The following is a 12896-nucleotide window of genomic DNA, read 5'->3' on the forward strand; positions in this document are numbered from 1 at the left end:
TCTGGCGCTCCCTAGGGGAATTGAACCCCTGTTTCAGCCTTGAGAGGGCCGCGTCCTAACCGCTAGACGAAGGGAGCGTTGGCCTCAGGGAATAGCCGCGAAATGTGCGGTGGGCAAGGCAAGTCTGAGGGGCCTCGCACGGTTGGGTAAATCTATTGCCTTGCGTCCTCGGGCGACCGGGAATTCCGGCCGATCGCGCAGGCCTCACGGCTCATTGACGAATCTGAGCTTTCCGGCGGGTTTCAGCGTCCTGGCGTCGAAGGTGCGGATTTCGGTCACCCCGCCTATATCCAGCGTCAGCACCAGCCGCTCGCCGGCGACCGCCGTCCCGACGATGCGGGCGCCCTTGGGCAGGGTTTCAGTGATATCCGTCGTGCTTGACGTGGGGCTTCCCTCGCTGCGGTAAAGACGGTACCCGACGGCGGTCAGGACCACGGCCACTGCGAGCGCCGAGGTCAGGCCCGCGATCAGCATCATCCGCCGCACCCGCGCGATCAGCGCGGCCTGCTCGGGGGTCGGTTCGGGCGCAACGGTATCGGTCATGCAAGATTCTGCTTTGGAACAAGGCTCATCTAACGGCGGTCAAAGGCTGGAGGTTACCGTCGGTGGCGACGAGGGATCGCCCCGCCTCGACCGCGTGCTCGCGGTGCTCCGCCCGGAACTGTCGCGCTCGCGGCTGAAGGCGCTGATTTTGGCCGGTTCCGTCTCGGCCAAAGGCACCCCCATCCGCGACCCCGCTTATCATGTCGCTGCTGGAGATACGATCACAATCGACGTCCCCGAAGCGGTGGCGCCGGAGCCTGTGGGCGAGGATATCGCGCTCGATATCGTCTATGAGGATGACGACATCATCGTTATCGACAAGCCCAAGGGTCTTGTCGTTCACCCCGCCGCCGGCCATGAGAGCGGCACGCTGGTCAACGCGCTGATCGCCCATTGCGGCGCCAGCCTTTCCGGCATCGGCGGCGTCCGTCGGCCGGGTATCGTGCACCGGCTCGACAAGGACACGACAGGGCTGATGGTGGTCGCCAAGAACGACCACGCGCATCAATCGCTGACCGCGCAATTCGCCGACCATGGCCGCACCGGTCCGATGCAGCGCGGCTACATGGCCTTCGTCTGGGGCGTGCCCAGCCGCCAGCGCGGCACGATCGACGCGCCGATCGACCGGCATCCTTATGCCCGCGAGAAGATGGCGGTGCGCCAAAGCGGCCGCGAGGCGATTACCCATTGGGAATTGCAGGCGGCGTATCAGGGACGCGACGGCAAGCCGGTCGCCTCGTTGCTCGCCTGCCAGCTCGAGACCGGGCGGACCCATCAGATCCGGGTGCACCTCGCCCATATCGGCCATCCGCTGATGGGCGATGCCGTCTATGGCCCGCACTTCAAGACCAAGGCCGGGCAGCTCGGTACCCAAGGTAAGGATGCACTCACCGCGCTCGGCCGGCAGGCCCTGCACGCCTATCTGCTCGCCCTGGAACACCCCCGAACCGGGGAATTTTTGCATTGGGAGGCGGCTCTGCCGGAGGATCTGCTTCTCCTGCAACGTGCGCTGGAAGCGGCCGTATGACGCAGGCCTTTTGGAAAAGGCAAGGTATACCAATAGGTTATAGCTGCCACACGGGGACGTGACGTCAGCATTCCTTCCCTATTTGTTCGTTTTCGGCTATGTTGCACCTGCGCTGAATATCCAGCGCGGAACATCGCAGCGTGATTGGCTTTAACACAGCGATCACCTGCCGGGCCCGCCGCTATCGGGGGCCTGAACCACTGGAGGGCGCTCAAATGGCCCGTACAGCTACCTTGCCGGTTCTCAATGGAGAATCCGGTCTGTCTAGATACCTCGCCGAGATCCGCAAATTCCCAATGCTGGAACCCCAGCAGGAATACATGTTCGCCAAGCGTTGGCGCGAACATGACGATCGCGACGCGGCACATCACCTTGTCACCAGCCATCTCCGGCTCGTGGCCAAGATCGCCATGGGCTATCGCGGCTACGGCTTGCCGATCTCCGAAGTTGTTTCGGAAGGCAATGTCGGCCTGATGCAGGCGGTCAAGCGGTTCGAGCCCGAGAAGGGTTTTCGTCTCGCCACCTACGCCATGTGGTGGATCAAGGCCTCGATTCAAGAGTACATTCTGCGTTCCTGGTCGCTCGTGAAAATGGGCACCACCGCGAACCAGAAGAAGCTGTTCTTCAACCTGCGCAAGGCGAAGAGCAAGATCTCCGCGCTGGACGAGGGTGATCTCCACCCCGACCAGGTGAAGCTGATTGCCAAGCGCCTCGGCGTGACGGATCAGGACGTGGTCGACATGAACCGCCGCCTCGGCGGCGACGCGTCGCTCAACGCGCCGATCCGCGACGACGGTGAAGCCGGCGAATGGCAGGACTGGCTGGTCGATAACTCGCCCAACCAGGAAGCCGTGATGGCCGAGCACGAGGAGTTCGATCACCGCCGGCAGGCGCTGAACGGCGCCATCGGTGTGCTCAACCCGCGCGAACGCCGCATCTTCGAGGCGCGGCGGCTGGCGGAAGAGCCGATGACGCTGGAAGACCTCGCCGCCGAGTTCGGCGTCTCGCGCGAACGCGTGCGGCAGATCGAGGTCCGCGCTTTCGAAAAGGTGCAGTCGGCCGTCAAGGGCACGATTGCCAAACAGGAAGCCAAGCAGGAAGCGGCGCTCGAAGCCGCGCACTGACCGCGCGATCGAGGTAACTGATAACGAAAGCCGGCGGCAACGCCGGCTTTTTTGTTTTTGGGGGTTAGTTTTTCGACAAGCGAGCTGTCGTCCCTGCGAACGCAGGGACCCATACGCCGCGGCGGATGTGAGGAAAACGGTACACGTTGGCTTTATTTGTCCACGTCGCAGCAATGAACATTTGTGGTTATGGGTCCCCGCGTTCGCGGGGACGACCAAGCCGAGGGGGCCGCACTCTCCTTACCCTCGATGACGACCGCCCATCGCCCCTACTCCCCCCACTCCCGCGCCATCTTTGCGAGTGCGCAGCCCTCGCAATAACGCGCGTCCTTGTAGTCGATCCAGTTATGCGCATAGACGCGATCGAGCGGGATGCCGTAACGCGCGCGAAGCACCTTCACCAGAATTCGCCACGCGGCGATTTGCGCCTCCGTCGGCCCGCGCGTCACGTCGGGATAGTTGCCGGCGAATTCGACGCCGACCGAATTATTGCCGATCACCTGGCGAAAGGTCGGTCCGTTGTCGATGTACTTGTTGTCGTTGCGATTGGCGCCGTCGCCATGGGTCGGCACCAGATGTTCGGCGACCGCCCAGTACACGGTGCCGTCAGTTTCAACCCAGACCATGACGCCGCGCCGGGTCGGATTCTTCGACTGCGCCAGCGCGCCGCCGCGCGCCGAGCCGGCCGGCCCTTCGGTCTGGTGCACGATGATGTTGCGCCAGGGATGGGCCTTTGAAAGGTCGCCCCATGGCGCCAGCCACACCATCTTCAGGCCGGGAATATCCGGCGTGCCCGACGAGCGCGCGATTGTCGCGAGGTCGAGCGTTTGTGCGGAGGCGGATGCGGGAAATGCGAGGACGCAAAGCGCCAGCGCAAGCAAACGAGGATTCATATCTCAAGCCCCGGTGACTTGCCTGAGTAACATGGTCGGCCCCTTGTTTGACGTGTTTTCTTCACGCGAACCGGTAGCCACCCCCGGATCAGGTCCGAGGGCATGCTTCGCTCGAAAACGCTGTAGGCGCGTTTGCGCAGGGCCATATCCGCCATCCCGGATGTTGCGGCTTCTGGCGCCAGCGCCGGCGCCGGGTCGTAGGTGGCAAAGCCGTTGCGGCCGGCCTTCTTGGCGTCGTAGAGCGCGTGATCTGCAGCCGCGATCAGGCGGTCAGGAAATGCCCCCATCTCGCAGCTCCATTGCGCGACGCCGATCGAGACCGCGATCGGAATATCGTTGCCGGTGCATTGCTCGGCATCCGCACGGCAGACCTCCAGCACGCGGCGGGCGATCATGGCACCTTCGCGCAGCGTAGACGACGGCAGCACGATGCAGAATTCGTCGCCGCCGGTCCGCGCCAGCATGTCGCCGGGCCGCAGCCGGGTCTGCGCCATCAGGGTGAAATGCTGCAGGCAGGCGTCGCCGGCGGCGTGGCCGTAGGTATCGTTGATGCTCTTGAAGCTGTCGAGGTCGATCACCAGCAGCGCAAAGGGCTGGCCGCTGCGCTCGGAGCGCGCGCATTCTTCCGTAAGGCGCTGCAGCAGATAGCGGCGGTTGCCGACGCCGGTGAGATCGTCGAGCAGCGCGAGATCCGCGACCTCGTTGCGCAGGCGGTCCATCGCCATCAGCAGGAAGCCGAAATTCAGCGACATCGACAGGAACACCAGCACCAGGATAACCACCGACTGCACCGGGCTGAAATGCATGTAGGAGAAGCTGCCGCCCATGCCGGTGACCGCGCCGAACAATCTGACAGCGAGAATGCCGAGGATGATAATCGTGACGACACCAGCCAGGCGGGCGCCGGGATTGACGCGGCCCTCGTGCGGGGTCAGCAACAGCTTCAGGCTCAGCAGCATCGGCAGCGCCTGGGCGACGGTAAAGACAGTCATCCGCGCCGGCACGCTGTCATGGACGAAGATGAAAAAGGACAGGCCGGCAAAGCCGAGCCCGGTGGTGAGCACCGTATTGCGCCACGAAACCGGGCGGTCGAAGAATTTTTGAATCCCCATCGAGGCGAGACAGATCGCCAGGATCAGCGCGGTGCCGGCAAACAACAGCGGCACCAGCGTATCCGGCAACACGACGCGCAGCATCGCCAAAGCGGCGCCGGCCGCCGCTGTGAATGCCGAGCCGGTCCAGAACCGCGCGGCCTCAAACGACGGATAGCTCCGGATCACGTAGCCCCAGATCAGGCCCAGCGCCAGAAAGTTGATGACGAACACCGTCCACAGTGTCGGAACGCTCAGCATCGCGCACGCGGGACGCGCAACGTCCCGTCTCCCCAGTTGTCTGACAGACCTCGCAAGGCCCTCGCCTCGCGGCTCCCCCGACGACAATCCCCGTTGTCTTGCGGGACAAGGTGCATCCGCGCGGCTTAACGGACTCTCACCAGTGCCCCGTAATCCGCGCCGTGGTTTTAAATTGATGAAGAGCACCGACGTTCGGGCATCGTTAAGCATGACCGGCGCGATGCCGACGGCGCCGACTTGCGGCGCTTCGGTGAAAAATCGCATCAAAATGCATAACAACTGTGGATAACGCGATGACAACGCCATGACGGCACGCGGCATGAGCCTGCGAATCTGCTGGGATCGTGCACGAGGATGTTGCGAGGCTGGCCCTCCGCCAAGCATGCCTCGGTGTCGCGTTCAATCCATGAAAACCTTGAGAGGATACTATGGCTAAGAAAGCGAAGAAGGCGAAAAAGGCGAAGGCGAAGAAGGCCAAGAAGTCGAAGAAGAAGTGAATTTTGGCCCGGGTGGAGTGCTCAGCTCCGCCCGGGCTCCCAACTCCGGGATGCGTTTTGGAGAATGGCGGGCCGCAGGTCCGCCTTTTTCGTTCTGGTAGGCGCGAAACGCGTAGCCCGGATGGAGCGACGCGAAATCCGGGATGAAATAAGCACCGGCCCCGGATTGCGCTTCGCTCCATCCGGGCTACGGCTGAAACGCCTACCGCTCCGCCAGCGCCAGCTTGGCGCCGAGCGCGGCGAAGCCGGCGGCAAAGCTGCGGCGCAGCCAGGCCATCGCCTTCGGCCTCGTGATGACGCGGTCGCGCAGCGAGGCTGCGAACAGGCCGTAGAGGGCGAACACCGCAAATGTCATCGCCATGAAGGCGGCGCTCAATTCCAGCATGCGCGCGAGCGGATGCGCCTCGTCGACCGCGACGAACTGCGGCAGGAAGGCCAGGAAGAAGATCGAGAGCTTTGGATTGAGGATGTTGATCAGGATCGCGGTCACGATGACGCGGCGGCTGGAGCGGGTGGCGGCGGCCGGACTTGTGTCGACCGCAAGCGCCCCGCTCTCGCGCAGCGCCTGCCAGGCCATGTAGAGCAGATAGACCACGCCGCACCATTTCAGCGCCGCGAACGCCAACGCACTGGTGTGGAGCACCGCGGCGAGCCCGAGCATGGCAGCCAGCATATGCGGCACGATGCCGAGCGTGCAGCCGAAAGCCGCGGCGATGCTGGGCCGCGCGCCCAGCGTCAGCGCCACCGCCAGCGTGTAGAGCACGCCGGTGCCGGGGGACGCGACCACGATCAGCGAGGTCAACAGGAACGACAGCGTCATGCCCTGCCATTAGCACGGCGGCCTCCGACGCGGAAGTGCGGCCGCCGCTCACCAACGCGCGCGCGGCTCGTCGGGGTGCTGCCGTGCATAGATCATCCGCTCCGCCTCGCGGATCACATCGAGCGGCGCCCACGGCTTGGACCAGAACAGGACACCGTCGGGCAATTCCTGATGCAGCGGTTTGCCCGAGGTGACGATCACCCCCATCTCGGGATTGTACTTCCTGGCGATGTGCGCGAGCTCGACCCCGTCCATGTTACCGGCGAGCTGCACATCGGTCAGCATTAACACCAGATCGCCGGCCACCCGTTCCAGAACAAGCTCGGCCGCCTCCGCGCTTTCGCATTCGATGACATCGACTTCGCTCTCCTCCAGCAGCAGGCAGATCATATCCCGCTGCATCGGATCGTCTTCGACAACGAGCGCGGTCGCACGAAATGGTTTTGATTGTCCCATATGAGCCTCCTTGGATCGCGTCGGTCGAGAACGTCATTTCTGTCGGGTAATCGACACTAAGCGCGGAACCGCTTTATGGTTCAGTTCCAATTTGCAAAAGTTGCGGGAACCCGCCCGTTTTATTTCAATGGAGTTTCAACATGACTGCGATCTCCGGAAACGCGGCCGCCGTGACCGGCGCCGCCAGCGGAATTGGCCGCGCGCTCGCGTTCGAACTGGCCGCGCGCGGCTGCGACCTCGCGCTGGCCGACCGGGACGAAGCGGGGTTGCAGCAGGTGGCCGCCGAGATCGGCAAAGCGGGTAAGCGCACGATCACGACGCACCGCGTCGATGTCGGCGAGCCGGCGCAGATACAGGAATTTGCGAGCGCAGCGATTGCGGCCCATCCCCGGCTCAACATCGTCATTAACAATGCCGGCGTCGCCTTGCTCGGCGCCTTCCACGAGGTCGACCAGGCGCAGATGGAGTGGCTGTTCAGCATCAATTTCTGGGGCGTGGTGCACGGCACGCGCGCGTTCCTGCCGCACCTTTCGCAACAGCGCGAGGCGCATATCGTCAACCTCTCCTCGATCTTCGGTATCGTCGCCCCGCCCGGCCAGACCGCGTATTGCGCCGCCAAGTTTGCGGTGCGCGGCTTTTCGGAAAGCCTGCGGCATGAGCTCGCCATGGCGAACAGCCCGGTGAAGCTCTCGGTGGTGCATCCGGGCGGCGTCTTGACCAACATCGTGCGCAACTCCCGCGCCGGAAGCGGCATCACCGACAATGCCCGCCGCGCCGAATCGATCGACCGCTTTGACGCGATCGCCAAAACCACGCCGCCCGTGGCCGCCCAGCGCATCATCACCGGCATCGAGAAAAACCAGCCGCGCATTCTGATCGGCAACGACGCGAAGTTCATGGACCTGCTGCAACGGTTTCGCCCGGCGACCTATTGGGCGTTGCTGGCGAAGCGGATCGAGAAGATGGGCGCGCAGGCGAAGTGAGTGATGGCACAACAACCGTCGTCCCTGCGAACGCAGGGACCCATAACCACCGGCGCTGTTGCTGGAGCGGGAATGCAACACATACTGCCTCTCTCATAGCCGCCGCGGCGTATGGGTCCCTGCGTTCGCAGGGACGACGAAGTGATTTGCCCGACAAGTGGATTTGTCGCATCGAGCCCGGAATGACGGGAGCTAACCCCCTACTAACCGGTCCGCAAAATATCCGATCGTCTTGCGGTAGATCGTGGCCCTATTCCACTCGCGCATCGCTTCGAAATTCGCACTCCCCTCGCCATAGGGCGCGCCGGCCTTGAAGCCGCTCACGTGCAGGAGGTTCGCGGTGGAGGCGAGCACATCGGGCACGCTGTGGCGCAAGTCGACGTGGCCGTTGCCGTCGAAATCGACGCCGTACTTGATGTAGGACGACGGCAGGAATTGCGTCTGGCCGATTTCGCCGGCGAAGGCGCCGATCAAATCGCGCAAGGGGAGATCGCCGCGCTGCACGATCTTGAGCGCGGCGAGCAATTCGCCCTGGAACAGTTCGGTGCGGCGGCAATCATGCGCCATGGTGGCGAGCGTGCGGATGACCGGCATCTTGCCGATGTCGCCCTTGCCGTAATCCGACTCAAGCCCCCAGATCGCGACGATGATCTGCGGCGGCACGCCGAACTTCTGCTCGATGCGCGCCAGCAATGATGCGTGCCGCTGCAGCATCTGCCGGCCGATGTTGATGCGCCCGGGGCCGACGCGGGTCGAGACATACTGCTCGAATGTCTTGTTGAAGGTGCCGCGCTGGCGGCGGTCGAAGGCGAGCACTGCCGGATCCTGCGTGACGCCCGAAAGCGCCTGGCTGATCACGGCCCGCGAAACGCCAGCCGCAGCCGCCTCCTGCGACATCGCCGCCACGAAGGTGTTGAAATCGCCGCCGCAGCGGGCGGCATAGGTAGGGGTGGAGCAGATGACGGCGCCGACAAGAATAGCCCAACGAAATATGCGCATGCGAATCCCTTGTTAATTCTCGTGCCAATCATGCCATGGGAAAATGCCGCGCGAAACGTCGTCGTCCCGGCCTTGAGCCGGGACCCATACGCCGCGGCCGATATTGTTAAAGCGGGATGTTTGACGGCATCGCTTCAACAATTGCCGCCTGTGGTTATGGGTCCCTGCGTTCGCAGGGACGACAGTGGTGGGCCCTACTCGCCGCCGCCGTCGATCTGGCGGCCCATCAGCGCGATCGCTTTCTGATAGACGCCTGCGGCATTCCAGGCCTGGATGGCAGCAAAATTCGGCTCGCCCGGTTGGTAGCCCGCGCCGGCGCGCCAGCCATGGGCCTTCAGAAAGTTCGCGGTCGACATCAATGCATTCGCCGCGTTTTCGAGATTGCCGGTGCCGTAGGCCAGGATGGCCTTGGGCATGAACTGCGTCTGGCCGACTTCGCCATGCATCGAGCCGCGCTGCGCCGGCGAGAGCGCGCCGCGGTCGATCAATTGCAGCGCCGCGTAAAGGTGCTCGGTGAAATAGGCCGAGCGCCGGCAGTCATAGGCGAGCGTCGCGATCGAGGCGAGCATGTTCTGATTGCCGCGCTGGCTGCCGAACCCGGTCTCCATCCCCCAGATCGCGAGCAGCGGCCCCGGCGGCACGCCGTAGCGCTGCTGAATGGAGGCAAACAGCGCGCCCTGCGACTGCTTGAGCTGCCGCCCCTTCGCGACGATGGTCGTGGCCCCGCGCTTGGCGAGAAACGCATCGAGCGAGAGGCTGAAACTGCGTTGGCCGCGATCGGCATTGATGGTCGACTGCGCATAGTTCGTCGCCATCAGGGCGGAGATGGTCGAAGCGCTGATGCCCTTGGCCCGCGCTTCGCCGGCGAACTCCTGTTTCCAGGAGGCGTAGCCGGCGGACGAGCTGCCGCATTGGGCGGCGTCGGCTTGGGAGTTGAAGCATGCGAACATGGCCAGGGTGGCGCTGAAAGCAAATGCGATGCGGAGCATGGAAAAGCCGTTCCTGAGAGAGCACTGCAAATAAGCATCGGCTTCTAGCACGTCCTTGGCCGCGCTTCGAGGGTTGCGGCAAACGCATGGACAGATTCTCCCCGAAAACGGCCATGATTGCGACTAATTTGAACCGGCTGATCTGCCGGCTGCGCTGAACCGGCGCGTCGATCTTGTGGCGCCGCAGCTTCAACGCGTAGGCCAACGTCCGCTTTGGTTCTTCCAGGGACAACGGCTATGACCAGGTCCAGTGGTTTCAAAGTCGGAATAGGAATTGCGATTGCTGCGCTGGCGGGAAGCCCGAAGGCCGCCGCCCAAGTGACAACGCTTTCCGTCGACCCTTCACGGTTGCCGCGTCTCGGTACCATCGACGCGCGCTTTCAATCCTATAACGTTGAAATGGTCGAGGTCACCGGCGGACGCTTCTGGAAGCCTTACAGGGCGAGCGCCTCGGCGCCGTCGGCGCACGGCGCGGTGAATGCCGGAAATGTCCCTGCAGGCGGCAATCCCGACCTCTACGAATATCGGAAGCCGGTCGATCTATCGAACCGCCGACTACGCACATTGGCCGCCGCTCTGGCTCCAGCCTACATACGCGTCAGCGGCACCTGGGCCAACACCACCTACTTTGCTGAAAACGATGAGACGCCCTCTGCGCCGCCCAACGGTTTTCGTGCGGTGCTAAGCCGCGAGCGCTGGAAAGCTGTCATCGACTTTGCCCGCGCGGCCAGCGCAGAGATCATCACCTCGATGGCAACAGGCCCCGGTGTCCGGGACGCAGCAGGTCTATGGCAGAGCGATCAGGCGCGTCGCTTCTTCGCCTATACAAAATCCGTCGGCGGCAGAATTGCCGCCGCCGAGTTCATGAACGAGCCGACGCTGGCCGCGATGGGCGGCGCACCCAGGGGATACGACGCGGCAGCTTACGGGCGGGACTTCAAGGCCTTTGCTGCGTTCATCAAGGCGAGCGAACCGGACGTGATGATTCTGGGCCCCGGTTCGATCGGCGAGACGATGGCGCCGCAATCATCGCGGCCATCCGGCTCCGACTTCATCAGCACGCGGGACTTGCTTGCAGCATCCGGATCCGGCATCGACGTTTTTTCCTATCATCACTACGGCGCGGTCTCGCAACGATGCTCTCCGGGTCAAACCACGCCAGAGGCCGCGCTTTCGGAAGCGTGGCTGGCGAGCACGGAGCGAACGCGCGCGTATTACCAATCGCTCAGGGACGAATTTGCGCCTGATAAGCCGATCTGGCTTACCGAAGCCGCCGAGGCAGCTTGCGGCGGCAGTCCCTGGGCTTCCACCTTCCTCGATACGTTCCGATATCTCGACCAGCTTGGCCGGCTTGCCAGGGCCGGCGTCCAGGTGGTGGCGCACAACACGCTGGCTGCAAGCGATTACGGCCTGCTTGACGAGACGACGTTGCGGCCGCGGCCAAACTATTGGGCGGCACTGCTGTGGCGCCGGCTTATGGGTACAAATGTTCTCGACGCCGGCGTGCATCAGGGGGTGCACCTCTACGCGCATTGCCGGCGCGGCGTGCGTGGGGCCGTCACGCTTTTAGCCATCAATACGGACAGGACGACCGCCGTAACCTTACGATTGCCCGCGGCCAGCGATCGTTACACGCTGTCGGCGGATCATCTGCAAAGCGCCGAAGTTAAGCTGAATGGAGCGGCCTTGGAACTCGCTCCGAACGACGATCTTCCGCGGCTTGCCGCGGTGACATCGCCGCCAGGTCCGGTTGAGATCGGACCGGCCACGATTACCTTCCTCACGGTCGGAGATCCCAAAAATCCGGCATGCGATTGAATTTCTTGCGAACGCCGGTCGTACAAATAGACTTTCAATCCACGTGCAGCCGAAGGCAGAGCACGGCGCTGGCCAGCGCCGAAATTCCGAGCATCACGAGCACGCCGGGAAATCCGGTCAGCGCGAAGACGATACCTCCGAAGGTCACCCCGACCGTGCCGCCGAGAAAGCTGCACGAATTGAGTAACCCAGAGCCTTTCCCCGCCTGCGATTGGGGCAGCGCTGCAAGTCCGAGCCGCGGCGCCGAGGCGTAAGTGAGCGCGATTCCAGCGCCGGCGACAAAGAGGCCGGGCATCAGAAGAGCAAATCTCGCTTCGATCTGAAACGACGACCAGATGATCGCGCAGCCGAGCGCAAGCAGGAGCGATCCACCCGTCAGCATGCGCCGCACGCCGATGCTCATTCCAATAGAGGGAGCCGCTCGCGCGAAAGCAAACAGCGCAACCGAGAGCGGCAGCAGAGAAAGGCCGGCCGCAACGGCTGACATGCCGAGCCCATCAGCAGATTGCGCCATGAGATTGTAGTAGAGCAGCAGCGTCATGATGTCGAACATCACGAGAAACAGGAGGCCGGCGGCGATCGCAAAACTGCGGTTCGAGAACAGGCCGAAGTCGACCAGCGGCTGACGGCGCCGCGTCTCCGTCCAGATCAGTCCACCGAACGCAATCACCGCCAGCGCGAGCGGGACCATTGCGGCTTGCGGGTTGACGCGGATATGCGCCAGCGCCTGCAACCCCGATATCAGCGTCACCATGAAGACGGCGAGAATGCCAAGGCCCATCCAGTCCATCGAAATCGTGCGACCGCCTTGCGCGCCGGGATGCCGCAGCAACATCAGCGCTGCGGGCACCATGGCGGCGACGTTCAACCAGAAGATAAAGCGCCAGCCCGCGTAATGCGTCACGGCCCCGCCGACGAGCGGTCCGATGCTGAAGCCGAGCATCAGGAAGCCGGTCCAGGCGCCGATCGCCTCCGCCCGCCGCGAGTCAGGCGCGGCTTCGGTCACCGCGGCAAGTGTACCGGCCACGGCGAACGCAGCTCCCAGCCCTTGCAGCGCACGTGCGCCGACTACCACGAATCCGGCTGGTGCAAGCGCAATGATCAGCGAGGCGATAGCGAACAAGACAATGCCGGCAACCGAGGACCTTCGTGCCCCAAGCCGATCCGCCGCGCCGCCGCCGACGATGATGAATATCGCGGCGGTCAGGAGATAGGCATTGACCACCCATTCGACCTCCGCCGGACCAAGTTGCAGGCTGGCTCTCATTTCGGGTAGCCCGGCCATGATCGCCGTGCTGTTGTCGCCCACCGCCAGCATGGCAAGGCAGCAGGCTATCAGCACCGGTCCGAGGTCGTTCTTGGTGTTGAAGGCTGCCGGCATCACCAATGCCCCTT

12 protein-coding genes and 1 tRNA gene are annotated in these 12896 nt (G+C 63.6%); 4 read left to right on the plus strand and 9 right to left on the minus strand.

The features are described 5' to 3' along the window. Positions 1–2: 2 nt before the first annotated feature. A tRNA-Glu gene (locus tag GWE18_RS10440) sits at positions 3–77 on the minus strand. A 127-nt stretch (positions 78–204) separates the two neighbouring features. Beyond that, positions 205–543: a hypothetical protein gene (locus GWE18_RS10445; protein ID WP_275185686.1), complete on the minus strand. Its 339-nt coding sequence runs from the start codon at positions 541–543 to the stop codon at positions 205–207. Between GWE18_RS10445 and GWE18_RS10450 the strand changes: the two genes are divergently transcribed. Further along, entirely contained in the window at positions 542–1570 is a 1029-nt protein-coding gene (locus GWE18_RS10450; protein ID WP_275185687.1) for an RluA family pseudouridine synthase, read from the plus strand. The genes GWE18_RS10445 and GWE18_RS10450 overlap by 2 nt on opposite strands. 215 nt (positions 1571–1785) lie before the next feature. After that, on the plus strand, positions 1786–2694 hold the full coding sequence (gene rpoH, locus GWE18_RS10455) for an RNA polymerase sigma factor RpoH (RefSeq protein WP_275185688.1): 909 nt from the start codon (positions 1786–1788) through the stop codon (positions 2692–2694). A 269-nt stretch (positions 2695–2963) separates the two neighbouring features. Here the strand turns inward: rpoH and GWE18_RS10460 are convergent, their stop codons facing one another. The 4 genes from GWE18_RS10460 to GWE18_RS10475 form a co-directional block, all read right to left on the minus strand. Further along, on the minus strand, positions 2964–3587 hold the full coding sequence (locus GWE18_RS10460) for a peptidoglycan recognition family protein (protein WP_275185689.1): 624 nt from the start codon (positions 3585–3587) through the stop codon (positions 2964–2966). Beyond that, a complete protein-coding gene (locus GWE18_RS10465) occupies positions 3584–4939 on the minus strand; it encodes a GGDEF domain-containing protein (protein ID WP_275185690.1) in 1356 nt (451 codons plus the stop codon). Before GWE18_RS10465 ends, GWE18_RS10460 begins: the two co-directional genes overlap by 4 nt. Positions 4940–5638: 699 nt before the next feature. Further along, positions 5639–6256 carry a LysE family translocator gene (locus GWE18_RS10470; protein ID WP_275185691.1) on the minus strand — a complete coding sequence of 206 codons (618 nt, stop codon included), beginning with the start codon at positions 6254–6256 and terminating at the stop codon, positions 5639–5641. 48 nt (positions 6257–6304) lie between these two features. Beyond that, the gene (locus GWE18_RS10475) at positions 6305–6712 is read right to left on the minus strand and encodes a response regulator (protein WP_275185692.1); all 408 of its coding nucleotides are present in this window, start codon (positions 6710–6712) and stop codon (positions 6305–6307) included. 140 nt (positions 6713–6852) lie between these two features. Between GWE18_RS10475 and GWE18_RS10480 the strand changes: the two genes are divergently transcribed. Then, positions 6853–7695, plus strand: a complete 843-nt coding sequence (locus tag GWE18_RS10480; protein WP_275185693.1) for an SDR family NAD(P)-dependent oxidoreductase — start codon at positions 6853–6855, stop codon at positions 7693–7695. A 192-nt stretch (positions 7696–7887) separates the two neighbouring features. Here the strand turns inward: GWE18_RS10480 and GWE18_RS10485 are convergent, their stop codons facing one another. Beyond that, the gene (locus GWE18_RS10485) at positions 7888–8694 is read right to left on the minus strand and encodes a lytic murein transglycosylase (protein WP_275185694.1); all 807 of its coding nucleotides are present in this window, start codon (positions 8692–8694) and stop codon (positions 7888–7890) included. A gap of 194 nt (positions 8695–8888) precedes the next feature. Beyond that, positions 8889–9644: a lytic murein transglycosylase gene (locus GWE18_RS10490; RefSeq protein ID WP_275185989.1), complete on the minus strand. Its 756-nt coding sequence runs from the start codon at positions 9642–9644 to the stop codon at positions 8889–8891. 276 nt (positions 9645–9920) lie between these two features. On the opposite strand from GWE18_RS10490, the gene GWE18_RS10495 reads away from it, so the two are divergent. Next, a complete protein-coding gene (locus GWE18_RS10495; RefSeq protein ID WP_275185695.1) occupies positions 9921–11501 on the plus strand; it encodes a hypothetical protein in 1581 nt (526 codons plus the stop codon). Positions 11502–11535: 34 nt separating this feature from the next. On the opposite strand, the gene GWE18_RS10500 is transcribed toward GWE18_RS10495, so the two are convergent. Then, positions 11536–12882 carry an MFS transporter gene (locus GWE18_RS10500; RefSeq protein ID WP_275185696.1) on the minus strand — a complete coding sequence of 449 codons (1347 nt, stop codon included), beginning with the start codon at positions 12880–12882 and terminating at the stop codon, positions 11536–11538. Between the last annotated feature and the right edge of the window lie 14 nt (positions 12883–12896).

This window comes from Bradyrhizobium sp. CSA112, assembly GCF_029051645.1.
Classification (GTDB): Bacteria; Pseudomonadota; Alphaproteobacteria; order Rhizobiales; family Xanthobacteraceae; genus Bradyrhizobium.

Bases quoted from the DNA above. Each gene is read 5' to 3' on its own strand.
- GWE18_RS10500 (WP_275185696.1), bottom strand. From the start codon at position 12,882: ATGCCGGCAGCCTTCAACACCAAGAACGACCTCGGACCGGTGCTGATA.
- rpoH (WP_275185688.1), top strand. From the start codon at position 1,786: ATGGCCCGTACAGCTACCTTGCCGGTTCTCAATGGAGAATCCGGTCTG.
- GWE18_RS10470 (WP_275185691.1), bottom strand. From the start codon at position 6,256: ATGACGCTGTCGTTCCTGTTGACCTCGCTGATCGTGGTCGCGTCCCCC.
- GWE18_RS10475 (WP_275185692.1), bottom strand. From the start codon at position 6,712: ATGGGACAATCAAAACCATTTCGTGCGACCGCGCTCGTTGTCGAAGAC.
- GWE18_RS10485 (WP_275185694.1), bottom strand. From the start codon at position 8,694: ATGCGCATATTTCGTTGGGCTATTCTTGTCGGCGCCGTCATCTGCTCC.
- GWE18_RS10460 (WP_275185689.1), bottom strand. From the start codon at position 3,587: ATGAATCCTCGTTTGCTTGCGCTGGCGCTTTGCGTCCTCGCATTTCCC.
- GWE18_RS10450 (WP_275185687.1), top strand. From the start codon at position 542: ATGCAAGATTCTGCTTTGGAACAAGGCTCATCTAACGGCGGTCAAAGG.
- GWE18_RS10480 (WP_275185693.1), top strand. From the start codon at position 6,853: ATGACTGCGATCTCCGGAAACGCGGCCGCCGTGACCGGCGCCGCCAGC.
- GWE18_RS10445 (WP_275185686.1), bottom strand. From the start codon at position 543: ATGACCGATACCGTTGCGCCCGAACCGACCCCCGAGCAGGCCGCGCTG.
- GWE18_RS10495 (WP_275185695.1), top strand. From the start codon at position 9,921: ATGACCAGGTCCAGTGGTTTCAAAGTCGGAATAGGAATTGCGATTGCT.
- GWE18_RS10490 (WP_275185989.1), bottom strand. From the start codon at position 9,644: ATGTTCGCATGCTTCAACTCCCAAGCCGACGCCGCCCAATGCGGCAGC.
- GWE18_RS10465 (WP_275185690.1), bottom strand. From the start codon at position 4,939: ATGCTGAGCGTTCCGACACTGTGGACGGTGTTCGTCATCAACTTTCTG.